This window comes from Flavobacterium sp. A45 (assembly GCF_002001005.1).
Taxonomy (GTDB): domain Bacteria; phylum Bacteroidota; class Bacteroidia; order Flavobacteriales; family Flavobacteriaceae; genus Flavobacterium.
In genome coordinates, this window is sequence record NZ_MUNX01000055.1 from 1 (window position 1) to 20,629 (window position 20,629).

Here is a 20,629-nt window from a genome sequence, read left to right on the forward strand (position 1 = left end):
GTCAGATACATCAATAATTATTCCCAAACAAAAAGCTTAAAATAAATGAGAAAAATAATCTTCATCATAATAACCCTAACTTCGTTTCAAACTTTATTTTCTCAAAAAATTAACAATAAAATATCTATCGACTTCAACAATGTCAATAGAAGAACAGCAATACAAGAAATAGAAAAAGCGACAGACTACAAGTTTTATTTTAATCCAAAATGGCTTTCAAACGACACTATTACAATTTCAAAAAGCTATAAGGAAGCCACAATCAACAATATCCTAAATGGTGTTTTTGAAGACACCAACCTCAATTATTACATCACAAATAACAAAGTAATTCTAACTCAAAACCTTCTAATTTACGATAAGTTACCCATTGATTATTTTGTTAAAACAGAAGAAAACGACAGCAAAAAGAAACAGACAGAATCTAACTCTAAACCAATATTCTACAAAGAAAAGGACAGTCTTGAACTAACCGAAAAAGCGATTATAACCACAACTCTCATTGGTAAGGAAAAAAAGAAATCTGAAACAAAACTCTATACTATTTCAGGACACGTAAAAGACAAAAAAACTAAAAAACCTCTTTCAAACATATCCATTAGTGCACAGGAAAAGAAGATAAATACTGTTACTGATAGTGAGGGTTACTATAGTATACAGCTACCATCTGGAGTTAATTATCTACAAATTGAATCGGTTAATTTTGAAAAGACAATACGAAAGGTCATCATTTATGACAATGGAAAACTGGACGTTTCAATTTCTGAAAGCATAAATGAACTAAATGAAGTTTTGATAAAAGGAAAAGGAAATAAAAATGTACGAACAGCAATAACTGGGGTTTCCTCAATAAATGTTGAAGGCATCAAGAACGTTCCATTGGTACTTGGAGAAAGAGATATTTTTAGAGTAGCAGCAACATTACCAGGAATAAAAACCACCGGAGAAGGTTCAGCCGGATTTAACGTAAGAGGTGGAAAAGACGATCAGAACTTAATACTTTTAGACAACGCAGTATTATATAACACTTCCCATTTCTTAGGTTTTTTCTCTGCAGTTAATCCATACACCACAAGTAAAGTTGACATCTACAAAGGAAGTATTCCTGCGCAATTTGGTGGCAGACTATCATCTGTATTTGATATTTCCACCAAAAAAGCAAACACCGAAAAAGTATCTGGAGAGGGAGGTATTGGATCAGTGACTAGTAATCTTAGTATTGGAACACCAATTGTAAAAGGGAAATCAAGTCTTTTGGTAGGTGTAAGGGGCACCTATTCGGAGTGGATATTAAATTCTTTAAAAGAAGAGTCTTTAAAAAATAGCGAGGCTGCTTTTTTTGATGGCACACTGAAATACAACCATAAAATAAATGACAATAATAATATTGAATCAACTTTATATTATAGTCATGATAAATTTAGTATTTCATCTGATTCCCTTTACAAATACAGCAACCGTTTATTTTCACTGAAATGGGACCACAACTTTAACAGCAAAAACAAAGCGGCTGTAATTTTTACCAATAGCGAATATAAATTCAATATCGATTATAATGCTGAAAGTGATAATTCTTTTGATTTTGGATATAAATTGAATGAATCTCAATTGCAATTAAACCTACAAAATCTATTTAGCGCCAAGCATACTTTTAACTACGGTATCTCATCAAAACTATACAATATAGACCCTGGATATCTAAATCCGAAGAAAATTGAATCCACACTTATTCCAATAAATGTAGAAGATGAAAAAGGGCTGGAATCAGCTGCTTATTTCTCAGATAATTTTAATGTGAGCGAGAAATTATTATTAAGTTTAGGTTTACGATATTCATTCTATGCAGCATTGGGAGAGTCAACACAAAGGGTTTATCAAGACAACCTTCCTATGAATGATGCTACCGTTATTGCTACAAATACTTATAAAAATAATGAAGTGATCAAAACCTATGGTGGTTTTGAACCTAGATTAGCAATACGTTATCTAGTAAACGATGATTTTTCGGTAAAAACAAGTTATGACAAAACTTTTCAATTTATACATTTACTAACCAACAATACTACCCAATCACCTACTGACGCCTGGAAACTTTCAGATTTAAATATTGCTCCACAGGAAGCTCAACAGTTCTCTTTAGGTTTTTACAAAAATATAGATCAAGACTTATTGGAAATCAGTTTAGAGGGCTACTACAAAAAATCCAAAAACTTATTGGATTATAAAGTTGGCGGTGATCTGGTCTTAAATGAAAATATAGAAACTGAAATACTTCAAGGAGATGGAAAAGCTTACGGAGTAGAGTTATTGTTAAAAAAACAATACGGACGCCTAAACGGATGGATTGGTTATACTTATTCCCGTACTTTTATAAAATTTGACAGTGAATTTAATGACGAAAAAGTAAATAACGGAAAATATTTCCCGACAAATTTTGACAAACCACACGAAGTAAGTACTGTTTTAAATTACAAAATCACTCAACGTTACAGCTTCTCAGGAAATTTCATTTATCAATCAGGAAGACCGATTACATATCCTATAGGCACCTATGATTACGGAAATGCATCATACACTCTATATAGTGACCGAAATAAATTTAGAATACCCGATTATTATCGTTTAGATATAGGCTTTAACATTGAAGGGAACCATAAAATAAAAAAACTGGCTCATAGTTTCTGGAATATATCCATTTATAATGTATTAGGCAGAAACAATCCCTACTCGATCTTTTTTGTTACTGAAGAAGGAAAAGTAAAAGCATATAAAACATCTATTTTTGCAATACCAATTCCAAGTATTACCTATAATTTCAAGTTCTAGAAAAATGAACTACAAATTTCTATATAAAATAACCTTTCTATTACTTATATCTTTTTTTATAAGTAGCTGCACAGAGCAATATGCACTTCAATCAAATACTTTTGAAGACGCACTTGTTGTTGAGGCTACAATAACTAATGAATTAAAAAAACAAGAAATAAAAATCACTAAAACGTATCGCCTCGAAGAAGAAGAAAACACAATTGAATCTGGCGCAGTCGTTATGGTAACGGATAATGACAATAATAAATATATATTTGAACAAAAAGACAGTATATACGTTTCTAAAACAGAGTTTCAGGCTATTCCCGGTCGAAGATACCGATTGGATATAACTACCAACCAGGGAAAATCATATTACTCGACTTCGGAAACATTAACTACTGTAAATAAAATTCAGAGTATTGATGCTACTGCACAAACGATTAAAGGAGACAGAGGAGTTCAAATTATTGTAAATAATTACGACCCCAATAACAGTTCTAAATATTACAGATACGAATATGAAGAAACCTATAAAATAGTAACCCCAATGTGGAAACAAGATAGTACAATTATACTACCGCCTTTACCTGATGGCACCCATAAAGAAATAGGCCTAATTTCCCGAAAAGGAGACTCTAGAATTTGCTACGGAACAGCAAAATCAAAAGATATCTTAATAGCATCAACAAATTCACTTAGTGAAGATCGTGTTGCCTTCCCAATTCGATTTATCAGTAACCAGAATTACATTATCGCTCATAGATATAGTATCTTTGTTAAACAATACATCCAAAGTTTAGAAGCCTACACATTTTACAAAACACTAAAAGAACTATCAGGTTCTGACAATATCCTGTCACAAAACCAAACAGGTTTTTTCTATGGCAATATCAAATCATCCGAAAATCCCAATGAAAAAGTAATTGGTTTTTTTGACGTTTCATCCGTCTCTTCCAAAAGATTTTTTTTTAACTATGTTGATTTATTTCCAGGAGAGCCATTACCTCCCTATCCTGACAATTGTGACATTCAAGCTTTTACATTTTGCTTTTATGCAAAAAACCCAGACTGTAGAGGAGGTATGCTGCTTGCTTCTATTGAAAAAAAACAATTACTTTATTTTAACAGTTATCAATATTCTAATCCTATTTATACAACATACGAAATGGTTTCGCTCCCATGTGGCGACTGCACAAGTTTTTCATCAAACATAGTTCCTCCTTTTTGGACGGAATAGAAAAAAGTAATCAATGAAAATAAAGTCATTAAATAGTATCGTTCCTCTTTTATTGCTCTGCCTATTCATAAGCAGCTGTACAGAGCAATATGCCCTTCAATCAAATACTTTTGAAGACGCACTTGTTGTAGAGGCTACAATAACTAATGAATTAAAAAAACAAGAAATAAAAATCACCAGAACTTATCGCCTCGAAGAAGAAAACACAATTGAGTCTGGAGCAAATGTAATAGTAACAGACAATGAAAACAATCAATATACTTTTGAACTAAAAGATAGTGTCTATGTTTCAAAAACAGAGTTTCAAGCCATTCCTGGCAGAAAATACCGATTGGATATCATCACCAATGATGGGAAATCATATTATTCTGCTTCGGAAACATTGCCAACAGTAAACGAAATACAAAACGTAGACGCAGCTGTGAAAACAGTTGACAGCCAAAGAGGAGTTCAGATAACCGTCAATAGTTTTGATCCAAATAATACGTCGAAATATTACAGATATGAATATGAAGAAACCTATAAAATTGTAGCTCCATTGTGGAATCAGGATAAAACGATTTTATTACCTCCGTTACAGCAAGGTAGTCATAAGGAAATAGGCATCGTTCCCAGGGAAGGAGAATCTAAAACTTGCTACAGCACCGTTAAATCAAAAGAAATTTTAATAGCATCCACGAATATCTTGAATGAAGATCGAATGGCCTATCCTATTAGATTCATCAGTGACCAAAATTACATCATATCCCATAGATATAGCATTTTAGTAAAACAATATATTCAAAATTTAGAATCGTACACATTTTATAAAACATTAAAAAAAACATCAGGTTCCGATAATATTTTATCACAAAATCAGCCTGGTTTTTTCTACGGCAACATTAGATCTTCCGACAATCCCAATGAAAAAGTAATTGGCTTTTTTGATGTTTCATCCGTTTCATCCAAAAGAATATTTTTTAATTATGCTGATTTATTCCCTGAAGAACCTTTACCTCCCTATGTCAACAATTGTGAAATTAAGATTTTGACATTCTGCTTTGAATCGACAAATCCAGATTGCAGAGGAGGCATTTTGCTTTCTAACATTGAATCTAATCAGTTAGTGTATCGAGCCAGTTATCAATACTCCAATCCCATATACACGACATACGAAATGGTTCCTGCCCCCTGTGGCGACTGTACGAGTTTTTCATCAAATGTAGTTCCTCCATTCTGGACAGACTAATAAAAGTAAAACATGAAAAAAAAATCAACAACTAGAATTCTTTTATTTTTATTGCTATGTTTACTCATAAGCAGTTGTACTGAACAATATGCACTTCAGACAAATACTTTTGAAAATGCACTTGTCATTGAAGCAACCATTACAAACGAATTAAAAAAGCAACAAATAAAAATCACCAGGACGTATCGCCTCGAAGAAGAAGATCCAACTATTGAAACTGGCGCAACCGTTACTGTTACCGACAATGAAGACAATAAATACATATTTGAACTAAAAGACAGTGTCTATGTTTCACAAACAGAGTTCCAAGCTGTCCCAGGCAGAAAATATCGTTTGGATATAACTACCGATGAAGGAAAATCATATTATTCTACTTCACAAACATTAACTACTGTAAACGAAATCCAAAGTATCGATGCAACAGTTGAAACAAGAGATGGAGTAAGAGGTGTTGAAATTAATGTTAATAGTTATGACCCTACCGGAACTTCAAAATATTACAGATACGAATATGAAGAAACATATAAAATAATTTCTCCAATGTGGGATGATGAAATGACAAGGCTGGCACCTTTACCATTGCCTCCTGGGGAAACACATCAAGCAATATTAGTTCTTCCAAGAACAAAAGAGACTAAGACTTGTTATACGACCAAAAAAGAAGACTATATAATACTAACATCAACAAATAACCTTACTGAAGATAGGGTAAAATTCCCAATACGATTCATCAGCAATCAAAACTACATTATAACACACAGGTATAGCATTCTGGTTCGACAATACATTCAAACTATTGAAGCCTATACCTATTACAAAACACTAAAAGAAATATCTGGAAGTGAAAGCATTTTATCCCAAAACCAACCTGGTTTTTTTTACGGAAACATTAAATCATCAGACAACCCCAATGAAAAAGTAATTGGCTTTTTTGAAGTCTCTTCCGTTTATTCAAAACGAATCTTTTTTAATTATACAGATTTATTTCCAAGGGAACCTTTACCCCCCTATTTCATTGACTGTACAGAAAGAATATATCAAGATTGTTTTAACCCAACACCCGAATGCAAAGGCGGAGCATTACGTTCAGCAATTAGCGGTAATCTTTTGGTCCACTTGGCAAATAGTGGCATAACATATCTAATGGTTCCGCCTCAGTGCGGAGATTGCACCTCATTTTCATCAAATATAATACCTTCATTTTGGATAGACTAAAACTCACACTCAGTATCGCTCTGGCATTAGTAACCAACCTATTTGCTAATGCACAAAACAACAATCCAATTGCCGAAACCAAGAGGATCACAGAAACAATGCAGGAAAAAATATTCCTCCATTTAAACACGACAACATTCGTTACCGGAGAAACTTTATACTTTAAAATCTATTGTATGAATCCTGTAAATAATTCAACAAGCCTTATTAGTAAAATAGGATATGTAGAGCTTATTGACAGTAACAAACAAGTAGTATCAAAAAGCAAAATTTATTTAGAGAAAGGAATTGGAGAAGGAAATTATTTCATACCCACTACATTAAGCACAGGCAGCTACAAACTAATTGCTTACACAAAATGGATGCTCAACAGTTCATCATCAAATTTTGAAGTAATTGATCTTACTATCATAAATCCTTACAAGCCAAAACAAGTTGCGGACCTTAGCGGCAATAATACAATATCAAACACAACAAATAACTCAAGTATTGCTAAAAATGAATCTAGTATTACTAAAAATATAACTATTCAAAAAGACAAAAAAACATATTCCAATAGAGAAAAAGTTAATTTGAATATTATCCCATTATCTGGGCATCTAGAAAAAGGAAATTATTCAATTTCTATTAGAAAATTAGTCACTCTCCCAATAAAAAGACAAAGAAATGCTATTGCATTTAAAGAGAATAACACTATTACAAATTCCAAAAACTCAATAACAAATATTGACATAATCCCCGAACTTCGTGGAGAACTAATTACTGGATCGATTAGCTCTAGAAAAAAGGAATTAGGAATAAGCAATAAAATAGTTATACTCTCTATTCCAGGTAAATCGTTTGCGGTAAAATCAGCCAAAACTAATTCATCTGGTAAATTTATTTTTATACTCGATAAAAACCCAAACAATTCAAATTGTATTGTCCAAGTTATGGATGACAATCGCAATGATTACAGTATACAACTGGATGAACTTGCTAAAGTTGAAACAACATCATTAAACTTTCAATCTGATCTAAATCTTACAATTAATGATTCGGTTGCCATTCAAGAGCAATCAATAGCTAATCAAATTGAGAATGGCTATTATGATATAAAAAAAGACAGTTTACTCACTGAAGTTAAAACAGAATCTTTTTTTAATACATTTCAAAAAGAATATGTTCTTGATGATTACACCCGTTTCCCTACATTTAAAGAAACCATAATAGAAGTCGTAACCGAATTATACTTTAGAAAAAACAATGAAGATTATCTGCTGTATGTTAGAAACGACAAGAAGGATCTTACTATTTACGGCCCTCCATTGGTTTTAGTGGATGGTATTGTCATACAGAATGTCAACGAGCTGTTCAACTACAATATGGCGAATGTATCTAAAATAAGTTTAATCAATGAAGGATATGTATATGGACCAGGATTATTTGGAGGACTGGTTAGCATAGAAACAAAAAATAATGATTACCAAACTAAAGCAACAGGGGATTTCATAAAAAAAACAGACATACAAAGACCTCTTAGTGAAACCAAATTCTTCGTCCCTGATTATACTGACCTGTCAAAAAACCAAAGAATACCAGATTATCGTTATCAACTATTGTGGCTTCCTCAACTTACCTTAGCTAGCAATGAAAACCCAATATCCTTTTACACCTCCGATGTAACAGGAACATTCGAGATTACCCTAGAGGGCTTCACTGACCAAGGCATTCCAGTCTCACTAAAAGACACTTTTGAAGTACAATAGCACTACCAGAAACCCCAATTCATTAATTTGATTTGGGGTTTTTCAATCCAATTAAAAACCATTAGGACATAACATCCCTTTGAAACTTATTTCAAATAAACCACTATGGACTGAAAGTCCATAGTTTCGGTTTAGGAGACTGAAAGTAGGCAAGGTTGTAGTACTTATTTATTCACCACAAATTACACTAATTAGCACAAATTAATTTGCGAAAATTTGTGCAATTTGTGGCTAAATTTTTTTTTGAAGCTGAAAGCGAAATGCACTGAAGTGCATAGTTTTAACTATTTTTGAGATCAATAAAATTCACTGAACTCCTATAGGAATAAATATTATAGTGGAATAATCCCTATGCAAATGCAAAACGAGAAATTCAGCAGTAAAACAGCATCCAAATCACGCTTTTAACTCAATAAAATTAGCGGTAATTGCGTAATTCTTTGCGCTTTTTTAAGTCCTCGTTTTGATAAAATCCTTATCAATCTATACGATCCTTACTCTATCCTAGTCCAAAAAATAAAAGCTATTTCACTTAATTTAAAGTAAATAGATTAAAAGCAACAAAAAAAAATAATAAAACCACTACATATTATTCAAAGAAAAAAAATATCTTTAACGTGAATATTATTAACAACTAACTAAAAAATTATGAGCGAAAAAATTTCAGATCCTTTCCCAGGCAAACCTTACCCAACAATTCAAACCACTAAGATTAATACCGAACCGTTTACTTTCTCAAGCCCAAAAACAGTTAAGTACCCAGTAGCTCCATTAATCTCAGCAAAATTCTACACTCCAAAAGGCGGCCCGTTAACGCTGAAAGTGAGAGCAACACTGTACATAAACTCTAAGAACCCAGATGCACCACTAGTTGAAACCCCTAAAGAAAAAGGGAATATTTTGACAATTAATTATGATTATGACTTTTCTATGGAAACCCCAGAAACCTGTGATGTTTGGTATGTAGAATTAGATTACACCTCTCCAACAGTGGAAAATATAACCAAAATCGAATCTTTCATGATAAACTTAGATCCTGAAACTTCTAGAGGCACTTCGACAGACGTAACTCCTTAAATATATTTTTAGAATAAATACTTTTAATATTCAGAATAATTTAAATGACAGCAAAAATTAACTTGTTTTTTATATCAATTACATTTTTTATTCCTTTATGTCTTTTTTCTCAAATAAAATCCGTTAATGACTTTATTGAAAAAGAATTACAAGAAAAAGTTGTTAAATATAAATCTGAAACAAACTTCATTAAATCCCAATCTTTTTATTTAAAAAAAGATTGGGATTCTACACTAATATACTCAATGAAACAATTGAGTTTAAACAAAAACAAAGAAATAAATGATTATTGTCATTTTTTTAGAGGATCCAGTTTTTTTAATAAAAAAATGCACCAAGCTTCTCAAAAAGAGTTAAACCAAATTACTTCTCAATTCAAATTTTATCCCCAAACCGAGATTCTTATAGCGGGAACTTTTTTAGAATTAAGAGAATTTGAAAAAGCTGTAATTCATTATAAAAAAGCACTTAAAACTTCTCAAATATCGAAACAACCGTACAGTTTAGCTAAAACATACGAAGGTTTAGGAACAACCTATATTTTTTTAGAAAAATATGATCAAGCAGAAGAATATCTATTTAAAAATTTAAAAGTTAAAGAAAAAAATAAACTTGACTTATTCAATACATATAATAGTATCGCCAATTTATACTATATGCAATACAAAGATAAATTGGCCATTCCCTATTTCGAAAAAGTCTATGTACTATCAAAAAAAGTTGAAGATATTGATAAAAAAAAACTGGCTGCAAAAAACATGGCTGCTGTAGAAGAAAACAGAGGTAACTACAAACAAGCTTTAACCTATAGAAAAGAATTTGAAAAATGGAAAGATTCCCTCAACAATCAAAACAAAGTCTGGGCAGTTGCTGACTACGAGAAAAAATATGCTGTAGCTCAAAAACAAAAACAAATATCTGTACTTAAAGTTGAAAACAAACTAAAAGACACTCAACGTAATGGCTTGTTTTATTCAGTACTAGCTTTATTATCACTTTTAATAGGAGGTGTTTATGTTTACGCCCAAAAAGTGAAAAACGCCAAAATTATCCTTAATCAAAAAGAAAAACTGGACGAACTCAATGCTACCAAGGATCAACTGTTCTCTATCGTGAGTCATGATTTACGTTCTTCGGTGAATGCCTTAAAAACTAGCAATGCCAAATTAACCACTTCGCTGGAAACCAAAAACTACAGCGAGCTCGATCAGCTCCTGCACCAAAATAGTGCGATTGCAAACGGCGCCTACAGTTTGCTGGACAACTTACTCCATTGGGCCTTACTACAAACCAAACAATTGTATTTTCATAAAGACTCCGTGCATTTATATTCCATAGTGCAACAAATAGAATACAACTACAAACCGTTACTACTTGATAAAGCCATAACTTTTGAGAATGCCGTTTCCAAAAATAGTTTTATCTTCGTAGACCTTGATTCGCTAAAAATTGTATTGCGTAACCTGCTTGACAACGCCATTAAATTCTCCCGAGAGAATGGTGAAATCAACATTTATACAGTAGAAACGAATACAAAATTTTGCCAACTTGTAATTCAGGACAATGGTTTGGGAATAAACCAAAAAACCATAAACGAATTGCTAGAAGATAACGAGTTATTGGCCAAGAAAAGCAATTCGGAGATAATAGGAACTGGTCTAGGCATGCAATTGTGCAAACAAATGATTAAGAAAAACGGAGGAACGCTGGCTATAGAAAGTGAACCTAATAAAGGAACCAAGATAATATTGACGTTCCCAAAAACAGAACAAAATGGATAACATCAATGTACTTATTATAGAAGACACGCCTGAGCAAAGTGATGCACTCAGCAAAGTCTTACTAGCCAATAAATACAACATTGTAGGTGTAGCCAGAAATTATATTGATGCACTGACTTTATTCTATCAAAATACAGTCGATATTATTGTTATTGATGTCTTTCTCGATGGTAAACCAGACGGAATCACTTTTGCAGAGACCATCAACATTGTGCCTAATGCGTCTAAACCTTTTGTATTTTTAACCAGTTCACAAGACCGCCAAATTTTTGAGAGAGCCAAATTGACCAAGCCTTTCAGTTTTCTAATGAAGCCTTTCAATGAATTAGAAATTCTCTACGCACTGGAAATGGCTGTAGAAAAATTCTACGAACAAACCAATGTATTCCTGAGTGAAGATCAGGATACCGTAATCAGCAACGATTATCTGTTCATTAAAAAGAAAAACGCTTTGAAAAAAGTGTCGTTGCAAGACATTCTTTATATCGAAGTGGAGGAGCGCTATTGCAATATTATCACCGAGAAAGAAAAATTTGTTATCATGATTTCGCTTACCAAAATCAGTGCACTTCTCGACAAGGGCAAATTCGTCAAAACACACAGGAACTATATCGTCAACACCGATAAAATTGAAGAAATCATTCTGGCTGATAACCTTGTCATCCTCAAAGGAAATCACAAAATAACACTAAGCGATACTTATAAAGATTTCATTAAGAAAATGAATATCATTTCTTAATAGTTCATTTTATTCTCCAAACATTTTCTTTTGAATGTTTTTCTTTTCCTAACAACCAAATATTAGGCGTTTTCCCAAAAATTCAATATGCTAGCTCTTTAGCCCTGATGGAAGCGGCATCCCACGCATTTTCTGCGTGGAATATAGCGGACAGCAGGAACTATACCTACCTGACAACACCAATTCTTTCGCTACTTAAAACATTTACATTCAAACTATTCCAATAATTTATATTATTCTGAATTATTTCCTGAATATGGATTCCTATATTCAACCTACCTTTTCATGACAATAAAAACCCGACTCATGACATTTCTGCAAAAAAACACAGTTTTGCACTTTACCTTTACTTCACTAAAAAATCCAAAAGACAAAGACCATGAGACTAGAACTTAACAACCAAACTAATATGCAATTCAAAACTATTTTCAACAAAATCAATCCATGGATTGGACTTATAGCGTCATTATGCCTTATTGTTCCGAGTTTGTATGACATCCTAGATGAACCTTTTTTGCTCACCTCTGATCACTTGATATTAGCTGCAGGCGTGTTTTTTATGATTTTATTCTTAAAACAAATATTCGACCGAATCATCAATTTAGAAGGAATGGAATAAAACCAATTAAAATAAAAAATAGTCTATGCCATTTAGCACTATTTCTTGTATTAACTAAACCACCAATTAACAATTAAATTAGTTAGAAGTACCTGTTTCATTAATTTGAGACAGGTATTTTTATTTTAATTTTAAAAAAAAACCAATTATTGTAACTTTTTTGAAACCCCATACGTATAATCACTTGTACACTTAAAAAATTGAGGAGACAAAAACATGAGACAACTTAAAATCACCAAGCAGGTTACCAATCGTGAAACCGCTTCATTAGACAAATATTTACAAGAAATTGGAAAAGTTGACCTTATTACCGCTGACGAAGAAGTAGAATTAGCTCAAAGAATTAAAGCCGGGGATCAAAGAGCCCTAGAGAAATTAACAAAAGCCAATTTACGTTTCGTAGTTTCGGTAGCCAAACAATACCAAAACCAAGGTCTTACACTTCCCGATTTGATTAATGAAGGAAATCTTGGATTGATAAAAGCAGCACAGCGTTTTGATGAAACTCGTGGATTTAAATTCATTTCATACGCCGTATGGTGGATTCGTCAATCGATACTTCAAGCTTTAGCCGAACAATCTCGTATCGTTCGTTTACCTTTAAACAAAATTGGTTCTATCAATAAAATCAACAAAATGTATGCCTTATTGGAGCAATCTAATGAGCGTCCACCATCTGCTGAAGAAATTGCAAAAGAACTGGATATGACTGTAAATGACGTAAAAGAGTCTATGAAAAACTCTGGTCGTCACTTATCAATGGATGCTCCTCTTGTAGAAGGAGAAGATTCAAACCTTTACGACGTATTGCGTTCTGGTGAATCTCCAAATCCTGACAGAGAATTAATCCACGAATCTTTGCGTACCGAAATCGAGCGTTCACTTGAAACATTGACTCCAAGAGAGGCAGATGTAGTGCGTTTGTACTTTGGTCTTGGTGACCAACACCCAATGACATTGGAAGAAATTGGTGAAACTTTTGACCTGACTCGCGAACGTGTTCGTCAAATCAAGGAAAAAGCAATCCGTAGATTGAAACATACTTCAAGAAGTAAAATTTTGAAAACGTATTTAGGTTAATATAAAAATATCCCCAAATTAAAATTTTGAAAATACTTTAATTTTTAAATATTTTAATACAACGTGAACAACAGTCTGATTAACTGTTCGTTTTTTGATTGATGATTGAAACTCCGGCTGATTACCGGAGTTTTATTTTTTTAAACCATTAAGACTTGCATCAGTCTCATTTCTTATATCTCCCAGAAACCAAAAAAATCGTTAATCTTTGCGAATTTGAAAAAATCTTTGCGCCTTTGCGTTAAAAAAAACTAATTTTGCAAAAAACTACAAATTTGTTAAGACGCACAGCAGTATGTCTCTACGCAACAAAAAACAATAATGAGTAAAAACACACTAATTGCCCCTTCAGTTCTAGCTGCCGATTTCGCCAATTTACAACGTGATATCGAAATGATCAACAACAGTCAAGCCGACTGGTTTCACATTGACATCATGGATGGCGTTTTTGTTCCAAATATTTCTTTTGGAATGCCAGTTCTTGAAGCCATTACAAGACATACAAAAAAAACAGTTGACGTACATTTGATGATTGTCAACCCAGATCAATACATTAAAACATTTAAAGATTTAGGTGCCGATATTTTAACCGTACATTACGAAGCCTGTACTCATTTACACAGAACACTTCAAGCTATCAAAGCGCAAGGAATGAAGGCTGGAGTTGCCCTTAACCCGCATACCAATGTTGATTTGTTGGAAGATGTAATCAATGATATTGATATGGTTTGTATCATGAGTGTAAATCCCGGTTTTGGAGGACAATCGTTTATAGAGAACACTTATGTAAAAGTGAAAAAACTAAAAGATCTGATTACTCGAAAAGGAGCTTCAACACTTATAGAAATTGACGGTGGTGTTACCAATAAAAATGCTGTACAATTAGTTGAAGCTGGTGCCGATGTACTTGTGGCAGGAAGTTTTGTTTTTAGAGCAGAAGACCCGATTCAAACTGTAGCCGATTTAAAAAACTTATTATCCGTTTAAAAAAAAACAAAAGTCCCAATAAGCAAAACAAACTTCATTGGGACTTTCTTCTTTAGTAAACACTTATTTATACTGATCAATTAAATACTTTATCAAATCGGTGGTGGTTACTATTCCAACCAACAAATGGTCTTCACAAACTGGCAAGGCATGAAATTCTTTTTTTGCTAATATCTCAGCAGCTTCCTTAATAGTGGTATCTGGCGAAATTGTCACCAGCTTTTTAGCCATTACCTGCTCTACCGTAAACATATTGTAAACGGTCGTATCTACAATCTCTTCATCATCATCAACTGCATCTGCAAAAGAGATTCTTAATAAATCTGTGTAACTCAGCATTCCAATTATAGTCGCTCCGTTAACTACTGGAATATGCCTGATTTTATAATGCTTGAAAAGAGATTCAGCCTTTGTTAAATCATCCTTGATCGTTAGTTTTACCAGATCTTTGGTCATAATAGTTGACACTGGAACATGCTGTCTCATAACATTTTCTCTTTAAAATTATATTCAAATTTATACATGAAAATTTATTCAAAATATGATGTTTATCAGTTCTTAATTAAAACTATTTTAGGACATTATGATTATACATTCCAACTTTATCTCATAAATCTGAAGAATATTTATAACCCGTTAAAGTCTTTTCGATATAAAATACAGATTACTGTATGAAGTTCAAATAGATTAAGGGAATAGCCCAGCTTAAAATGCAATCATGAATTGCATATCCAACAACAGATTAGAACCAATAAAAATGGGTCAAAGAAGAATATTTCTTCTTTGACCCATCAAGTCAAACCACCTTGGCACAGTATTCGAACCTTTTATTAGAAGCTTTGAAGCTCTTACCTCACTGTTTTAAAATGTATCTCATGATAAACGGTTAAGACAGTTATTCAGTAATTAGTTCAGTATAATATTTCTTTCTGAACCAAAAGGCAACATTGACTAATGCAATAAGTGCAGGCACTTCGACTAATGGGCCGATTACACCAGCAAAGGCCTGTCCACTATTGATTCCAAAAACACCGATAGCAACTGCAATAGCCAATTCGAAATTGTTTCCAGTGGCTGTAAAAGCAATGGCGGTAGATTTTGAATAATCAGCACCAAAATATTTCCCAATGAAGAAACTAATGACGAACATTATTACAAAATAGATAACTAATGGAATAGCTATTCGCACTACATCCATTGGTATTTGTATAATCAATTCTCCTTTCAGGCTGAACATTAAAATGATGGTAAACAACAATGACATTAATGTTATTGGCGAAATAAAAGGAACATATTTGCTCTCAAACCATTCGGTTCCTTTAATAGCAATTAAAGCGTAACGGCTTATGATTCCAAGTGCAAAAGGGATTCCCAAATAGATACCCACACTTTCGGCAATTTGTCCAATGCTGATGTTCACTTCAAAACCTGTATATCCAAAATAGGGCGGTAAAATTGTGATAAAAACGTAAGCATAAACGCTATACAATAACACTTGAAAAATACTATTCAGAGCAATTAAACCTGCAGCATATTCTCGGTTTCCATCGGCTAAATCATTCCAAACAACAACCATGGCGATACAACGTGCCAACCCGATTAGTATTACACCAATCATATATTCCGGATAACCGCTAAGGAATAATAATGCCAAAGCAAACATTAATATAGGGCCAACAATCCAATTTAAAAATAATGAGGCACCCAACACTTTTGTGTTTTTGAACACTTCGCCCATTTGTTCGTATTTTACTTTGGCCAATGGAGGATACATCATCAGGATTAATCCGATGGCTAAAGGAATATTAGTTGTACCACTTGAAAAGGAGTTGATAAAACCGCTACTTGATGGAATGAAATAGCCAACTGAAACTCCGATTACCATTGCCAAGAATATCCAAAGGGTTAAAAATCGATCCAAAAAACCTAATTTTTTACGTTCTACTACTGGTGCACAATTATTTGCTGACATACTTATTGTTTAATTTGTGAAAAAACGTAAAACATTTCGGTTGCTATCTGCAAACTTCTCTCTTCATATTTTTCTGCTTGCTCCGGTGTGTTGTCAAATGCTTTAGGATCTTCAAAAGTGATTGGAATGCGCTTTTCGGCTCCGGCAATAAAAGGACATCCGCCATCGGCTTGTGAACAGGTCATAATGGCAACAAATTCATCCTGCGGATTAAAACTGTCATCATACGTTTTAGAAAAACCAATTATTGGATGTTCGTCACTGGCGTATTTTATAGTGTAGATCGGATTATTTCCTTCTGCAATAGTTTTTATTTCAAAACCTTGTTTAGTAAGTGTTTTAGACACCATAGGAAACATTGCTGTCGCTTCTGTACCGCCAGAATAGCAAAATACATTTTTTATATCATAATAGGCAGCAGCTGTTTGTGCCCAGACTTGAGACAAATGGCTTCTTCTCGAATTGTGAGTACAAATTAAGTTTAGTCTTATTTCTTGCTGATTACTTGCTTTACCTTGTATGTAATCTACAAGTGGCTGCAAAATAATTTTACGTTCTGCAGTAATGCTTTCGAAATTAAAAGTATTGATTACGGTTGCAATCTCTGGAAAAACGTTGGTTTTGGTTAAAGTCATTATTATATCAATTTTTATAGTTTAACATTAGCAACAGCTTCCACCGGGAGTGCAACAACTAGCTTCATTACTCATATCGGATAATCTCACTTTTGGCTTTTCTGATGGAATGCCGCATTGGTCTTGAGCCAAACAAGCCGTTTTCTTATTTAATAAAACAAAATCATTTCCGTTGAAATCCAAATCGTATTTACCGATGGTTTGTGCCTGATATTCCACTTCGATTTCAAAATCTTCTATTCCCAGCACTTTCTCCGATAACTCGATGATATTGAGTAATTTTTGAGGTTTCAATCGATGTTCAAAATCGTTGGCATCCCATAATTGGAAGTTGACCACAGTTTCTTTTCGAACTGTTCCTCCGCAATCAATAAAGTTTTTGGTAATTAAACCCACTTCGGTTACGTGAAAATGTTCCGGTACTGAAGTTCCGTCAGCCAAGATGAAGTTTACAGCTTCAACCGATTTCAAGATGTTTTTTACTTGTGATAGTTTCATAATATTTTAATTTAAAAATTTAACAACAGTCGTTTTTCTTTTTATCCAGATGTTTTGTGATGTCTTGGAAGAAACCTTTTATTTGTTCAAAACCTGGCTCGTTGATACAATAGCAGATTGAATTTCCTTCAAAGTTTCCTTTGATTATTCCTGCATTTTTTAGCTCTTTTAAGTGTTGAGAAACTGTAGGTTGTGCCAGTGGCAACTCATTTACAATATCACCACAGATACAAGCATCCACTTTGAGTAAATATTCAATAATGGCTATACGCGCAGGATGTCCGAGTGCTTTGGCTAAAATAGCCAACTCATTTTGCTTATCTGTAAAGCTGTCTGTTTTTGTTGCTCCCATAGTATTATATTTATATTGCAATATTACGATATACTTAGCTGTAAAAAAAATATTATTTCAAAACTTAACAATTATTTAAATCATTCAAATTAATTTAAAATAAATGTTAATGTAATACAACCCGGTGATGACGAATATAATTCCGGCTGCTATTCGCATTATTTTTTCGATTTTGGTAATGGCTTTAAAGTACATTCCCAGCTTTTCCATACTAAAAGCGATGATAAAAGCAAAGAGAATAACTGGTAATCCCGTGCCTAAAGAAAACAGCATAGGCATAGCCAAACCTGATTTGATAGTCATTGGAATAAGCATCCCGAAGAATAATGCACCACTGTAAGGGCAAAAAGCCAAAGCAAATAAAGCCCCTAAAAGGAAAGCCCCCAGCAAACCTTTGGTTTTGAATTTATCCGAAAGTTTTTCAATCCAATTGCCTCCTTTTATAAAATTGAGCTTAATGATATCAAGCATTATCAGCCCCAGAATTACCAAAACAAAACCAATATATTTTTCGCCGTTTCCCTGAAAAAGTTTGGCTATTTGGAATTTGCTTGCGCCAAAATAAATTATCGCGCCTAGTACAGAGTAGGTGAACATTCGTCCAAAAGTGTACAGCAAGCCACTCAACAAAACTTTCTTTCGGCTACTGATGGTTTTGGCGATAAATGCTGTTGCCGTTATATTGGTTGCCAACGGACAGGGTGCAATTGCTGTCAATAATCCCAGAGCCAATGCAGCCAACAGAGGCATTTCTTGATTTTGTGCCAATTCGTTAATCCACTCCATCCTATGATTTTAAAAAGGTATCCAAATTTTTATTAAACTCCTTGATGAATTTATCTTGATCTCCAGCATTCATAAAAGCCATTTCGGTTAAATTTTTGATTTTTTTGGTTTTGGTGTTATACAAAAACAAGGAGCTTCCATAAGCTTGAAATTGAGTACATTGTTTTTCGTTCTTTTTATCATCCGCATTTACCAAAGAAAATGGAATGGCAGGGTATTTCTTTAAAGCAACTCTAGCTAATTCTTCAATTTTGTTGCAGGTCATACAGCGATGTTCCGAATGAAATTGAATTACTTGAATAGTTGAAGCTTTTTTGGCTTGAGCGTTTCCATCATTAGAAACAAACAGCAACATTAGCGTTGCAAAAATTGGTATTAAAAAAAAATTTCTCATTTTGTTTTAAATTTAATTGTTAATTATTTGATTTTAATTTGTTCCATATTTATTGACGATAGCCATTTGCCCAGCGTGATAGGCTGTATGAGAAACTATTCTGCCAAAAGCTTCGGCTTTGGTTTTTGTGCCAAATTCATTTGTGGTAATCGTAGTTTCCCAGTCGATATCTGTTTGTTTTTCAACAATGGATTTTAAAGATTCAAAGGAATACACTATATATTCTATTAACTCTTGAAGATTTGTCCATTCGCCTGTATCCCGTTTCTCTATTACCGTTTTAGCCACTACTTTTACATTGGCATCACCAAAGACATTTTTGGCAAAAAGCAGTTCTACATCGCCAATATGACGGATAAGAAAACCAACAGAGTTGGAAGAAGTTCCTAATTTTTTTAGCAAATCCTGTTCTGTTATGTTTTGGATTTGGTTGGTAAACCTCGTTCTAGCTTCCTGCCAGAGTTCAAGGAAAATTTGTGTTTTTGTTTTCATAATATAGCATTAAATAGATAACCCGATAGAATCATAAAGAAGCCGATAGTCCCAAAATAAACCCCTATTAATTTCCAGTTCATTACTTTTTTTAAAAGCATTGCTTCGGGTAATGACAAACCTATAACTCCCATCATAAAAGCGATGGCAGTTCCTAGAGGAACACCTTTAGCAACTAAAACTTGTATCACTGGAATAACACCTGCAGCATTGCTGTACATTGGCATACCTAAAATTACGGCTATTGGCACTGCAAAAGGATTCTCTTTACTGATGTAGGCTTCAAAAAAGCCAGTTGGAATAAATCCGTGCATCAAGCCACCAATGGCAATACCAATTATGATATAGGGAGCAACTCCTTTTACGATATTGTAGGCTTCTTTTACAATACCGGGAAACCGTTGTGCCAATGTTTGATTATCTGCCTCGAATTCTTCTTCAGTCTGTGCGTTGGCAATAATATTTTGTACCCAAGGCGAAAGGTGCTTTTCTAACTTTAATTTACCTAAAGTAAAACCGCCAATGATTCCTAAAACGATTCCAGTACCAACATATATGGCCGTAATTTTCAAGCCAAAAACCCCTAAAAATATTGCAATTGCCACTTCGTTAACCAATGGAGCTGTAATGAGATAAGTAAATGTAATCCCAAGCGGAATACCTCCTTTTACAAAACCAATAAATAAAGGAACGGACGAGCAAGAACAAAACGGTGTGATGACTCCAAAAGTGGAAGCAAACAGATATTCCAGGCCGTAGAGTTTATTGCGACTCAAAAAATTACGCACTTTATCAACAGGAAAATAGGAGTTTACAATTCCCATTACTGTTGTTATTACAAAAAGTAATAAGGCAATTTTCAAGGTATCAAAAACGAAGAAATTTAAAGCGTCTCCTAGTTTGGTATGCTGCTGAATTGAAAAGACTGAATATATCAGCCAATCTGCAAAATGCTGTAGCCAGTCAAACATAATGATC

At 33.5% G+C, this 20,629-nt stretch carries 20 protein-coding genes; 11 read left to right on the top strand and 9 right to left on the bottom strand.

Features of this window, described 5'->3' with window-relative positions:
* The first annotated feature begins 45 nt into the window (after positions 1-45).
* From B0E44_RS03665 to rpe, 11 genes are all read left to right on the top strand, one after another.
* Positions 46-2,826, top strand: coding sequence for a TonB-dependent receptor (locus B0E44_RS03665; RefSeq protein WP_077370849.1), 2,781 nt, complete (start codon positions 46-48; stop codon positions 2,824-2,826).
* A gap of 4 nt (positions 2,827-2,830) precedes the next feature.
* Positions 2,831-4,048, top strand: coding sequence for a DUF4249 domain-containing protein (locus tag B0E44_RS03670; RefSeq protein ID WP_077370850.1), 1,218 nt, complete (start codon positions 2,831-2,833; stop codon positions 4,046-4,048).
* A 13-nt stretch (positions 4,049-4,061) separates the two neighbouring features.
* Entirely contained in the window at positions 4,062-5,276 is a 1,215-nt protein-coding gene (locus tag B0E44_RS03675; protein WP_077370851.1) for a DUF4249 domain-containing protein, read from the top strand.
* Positions 5,277-5,288: 12 nt separating this feature from the next.
* Positions 5,289-6,491: a DUF4249 domain-containing protein gene (locus tag B0E44_RS03680; RefSeq protein ID WP_077370852.1), complete on the top strand. Its 1,203-nt coding sequence runs from the start codon at positions 5,289-5,291 to the stop codon at positions 6,489-6,491.
* Positions 6,479-8,239, top strand: coding sequence for a hypothetical protein (locus B0E44_RS03685; RefSeq protein ID WP_077370853.1), 1,761 nt, complete (start codon positions 6,479-6,481; stop codon positions 8,237-8,239). Before B0E44_RS03680 ends, B0E44_RS03685 begins: the two co-directional genes overlap by 13 nt.
* A 648-nt stretch (positions 8,240-8,887) precedes the next feature.
* Complete coding sequence (locus B0E44_RS03690) at positions 8,888-9,316, top strand: hypothetical protein (protein ID WP_077370854.1); 429 nt, start codon at positions 8,888-8,890, stop codon at positions 9,314-9,316.
* Between the two features lie 245 nt (positions 9,317-9,561).
* Positions 9,562-11,097: a tetratricopeptide repeat-containing sensor histidine kinase gene (locus B0E44_RS03695; RefSeq protein WP_077370883.1), complete on the top strand. Its 1,536-nt coding sequence runs from the start codon at positions 9,562-9,564 to the stop codon at positions 11,095-11,097.
* Entirely contained in the window at positions 11,090-11,836 is a 747-nt protein-coding gene (locus B0E44_RS03700; RefSeq protein ID WP_077370855.1) for a LytTR family DNA-binding domain-containing protein, read from the top strand. The genes B0E44_RS03695 and B0E44_RS03700 overlap by 8 nt, the downstream gene beginning before the upstream one ends.
* A gap of 379 nt (positions 11,837-12,215) precedes the next feature.
* Positions 12,216-12,455, top strand: coding sequence for a hypothetical protein (locus tag B0E44_RS03705; protein WP_077370856.1), 240 nt, complete (start codon positions 12,216-12,218; stop codon positions 12,453-12,455).
* A gap of 216 nt (positions 12,456-12,671) precedes the next feature.
* Entirely contained in the window at positions 12,672-13,535 is an 864-nt protein-coding gene (locus B0E44_RS03710; protein WP_007804760.1) for an RNA polymerase sigma factor RpoD/SigA, read from the top strand.
* 321 nt (positions 13,536-13,856) lie between these two features.
* Entirely contained in the window at positions 13,857-14,522 is a 666-nt protein-coding gene (rpe, locus tag B0E44_RS03715) for a ribulose-phosphate 3-epimerase (protein ID WP_077370857.1), read from the top strand.
* Between the two features lie 63 nt (positions 14,523-14,585).
* Here the strand turns inward: rpe and B0E44_RS03720 are convergent, their stop codons facing one another.
* The 9 genes from B0E44_RS03720 to B0E44_RS03760 all read right to left on the bottom strand — a co-directional run bounded on the left by B0E44_RS03720 (position 14,586) and on the right by B0E44_RS03760 (position 20,622).
* Positions 14,586-15,008, bottom strand: a complete 423-nt coding sequence (locus B0E44_RS03720; RefSeq protein WP_077370858.1) for a CBS domain-containing protein — start codon at positions 15,006-15,008, stop codon at positions 14,586-14,588.
* Between the two features lie 409 nt (positions 15,009-15,417).
* Positions 15,418-16,494: an ACR3 family arsenite efflux transporter gene (arsB, locus tag B0E44_RS03725; protein WP_077370859.1), complete on the bottom strand. Its 1,077-nt coding sequence runs from the start codon at positions 16,492-16,494 to the stop codon at positions 15,418-15,420.
* Positions 16,495-16,496: 2 nt separating this feature from the next.
* Positions 16,497-17,129: a low molecular weight phosphatase family protein gene (locus B0E44_RS03730; RefSeq protein WP_077370860.1), complete on the bottom strand. Its 633-nt coding sequence runs from the start codon at positions 17,127-17,129 to the stop codon at positions 16,497-16,499.
* Between the two features lie 27 nt (positions 17,130-17,156).
* Entirely contained in the window at positions 17,157-17,627 is a 471-nt protein-coding gene (locus B0E44_RS03735; protein ID WP_077370861.1) for a DUF6428 family protein, read from the bottom strand.
* Between the two features lie 19 nt (positions 17,628-17,646).
* Positions 17,647-17,979, bottom strand: a complete 333-nt coding sequence (locus tag B0E44_RS03740; RefSeq protein WP_077370862.1) for a helix-turn-helix transcriptional regulator — start codon at positions 17,977-17,979, stop codon at positions 17,647-17,649.
* A gap of 84 nt (positions 17,980-18,063) precedes the next feature.
* Positions 18,064-18,765, bottom strand: a complete 702-nt coding sequence (locus B0E44_RS03745; protein ID WP_077370863.1) for an aromatic aminobenezylarsenical efflux permease ArsG family transporter — start codon at positions 18,763-18,765, stop codon at positions 18,064-18,066.
* Position 18,766: 1 nt separating this feature from the next.
* On the bottom strand, positions 18,767-19,159 hold the full coding sequence (locus B0E44_RS03750) for a nitrophenyl compound nitroreductase subunit ArsF family protein (protein ID WP_124019272.1): 393 nt from the start codon (positions 19,157-19,159) through the stop codon (positions 18,767-18,769).
* A gap of 33 nt (positions 19,160-19,192) precedes the next feature.
* Complete coding sequence (locus tag B0E44_RS03755; protein ID WP_077370865.1) at positions 19,193-19,651, bottom strand: DinB family protein; 459 nt, start codon at positions 19,649-19,651, stop codon at positions 19,193-19,195.
* Positions 19,648-20,622: a permease gene (locus tag B0E44_RS03760; RefSeq protein ID WP_077370866.1), complete on the bottom strand. Its 975-nt coding sequence runs from the start codon at positions 20,620-20,622 to the stop codon at positions 19,648-19,650. The genes B0E44_RS03755 and B0E44_RS03760 overlap by 4 nt, the downstream gene beginning before the upstream one ends.
* Between the last annotated feature and the right edge of the window lie 7 nt (positions 20,623-20,629).

Bases quoted from the DNA above. Each gene is read 5' to 3' on its own strand.
- B0E44_RS03690 (WP_077370854.1), top strand. From the start codon at position 8,888: ATGAGCGAAAAAATTTCAGATCCTTTCCCAGGCAAACCTTACCCAACA.
- B0E44_RS03745 (WP_077370863.1), bottom strand. From the start codon at position 18,765: ATGGAGTGGATTAACGAATTGGCACAAAATCAAGAAATGCCTCTGTTG.
- B0E44_RS03740 (WP_077370862.1), bottom strand. From the start codon at position 17,979: ATGGGAGCAACAAAAACAGACAGCTTTACAGATAAGCAAAATGAGTTG.
- B0E44_RS03705 (WP_077370856.1), top strand. From the start codon at position 12,216: ATGAGACTAGAACTTAACAACCAAACTAATATGCAATTCAAAACTATT.
- B0E44_RS03675 (WP_077370851.1), top strand. From the start codon at position 4,062: ATGAAAATAAAGTCATTAAATAGTATCGTTCCTCTTTTATTGCTCTGC.
- B0E44_RS03760 (WP_077370866.1), bottom strand. From the start codon at position 20,622: ATGTTTGACTGGCTACAGCATTTTGCAGATTGGCTGATATATTCAGTC.
- rpe (WP_077370857.1), top strand. From the start codon at position 13,857: ATGAGTAAAAACACACTAATTGCCCCTTCAGTTCTAGCTGCCGATTTC.
- arsB (WP_077370859.1), bottom strand. From the start codon at position 16,494: ATGTCAGCAAATAATTGTGCACCAGTAGTAGAACGTAAAAAATTAGGT.
- B0E44_RS03700 (WP_077370855.1), top strand. From the start codon at position 11,090: ATGGATAACATCAATGTACTTATTATAGAAGACACGCCTGAGCAAAGT.
- B0E44_RS03735 (WP_077370861.1), bottom strand. From the start codon at position 17,627: ATGAAACTATCACAAGTAAAAAACATCTTGAAATCGGTTGAAGCTGTA.
- B0E44_RS03730 (WP_077370860.1), bottom strand. From the start codon at position 17,129: ATGACTTTAACCAAAACCAACGTTTTTCCAGAGATTGCAACCGTAATC.
- B0E44_RS03755 (WP_077370865.1), bottom strand. From the start codon at position 19,651: ATGAAAACAAAAACACAAATTTTCCTTGAACTCTGGCAGGAAGCTAGA.
- B0E44_RS03695 (WP_077370883.1), top strand. From the start codon at position 9,562: ATGAAACAATTGAGTTTAAACAAAAACAAAGAAATAAATGATTATTGT.
- B0E44_RS03710 (WP_007804760.1), top strand. From the start codon at position 12,672: ATGAGACAACTTAAAATCACCAAGCAGGTTACCAATCGTGAAACCGCT.
- B0E44_RS03720 (WP_077370858.1), bottom strand. From the start codon at position 15,008: ATGAGACAGCATGTTCCAGTGTCAACTATTATGACCAAAGATCTGGTA.
- B0E44_RS03750 (WP_124019272.1), bottom strand. From the start codon at position 19,159: ATGAGAAATTTTTTTTTAATACCAATTTTTGCAACGCTAATGTTGCTG.
- B0E44_RS03670 (WP_077370850.1), top strand. From the start codon at position 2,831: ATGAACTACAAATTTCTATATAAAATAACCTTTCTATTACTTATATCT.
- B0E44_RS03665 (WP_077370849.1), top strand. From the start codon at position 46: ATGAGAAAAATAATCTTCATCATAATAACCCTAACTTCGTTTCAAACT.
- B0E44_RS03680 (WP_077370852.1), top strand. From the start codon at position 5,289: ATGAAAAAAAAATCAACAACTAGAATTCTTTTATTTTTATTGCTATGT.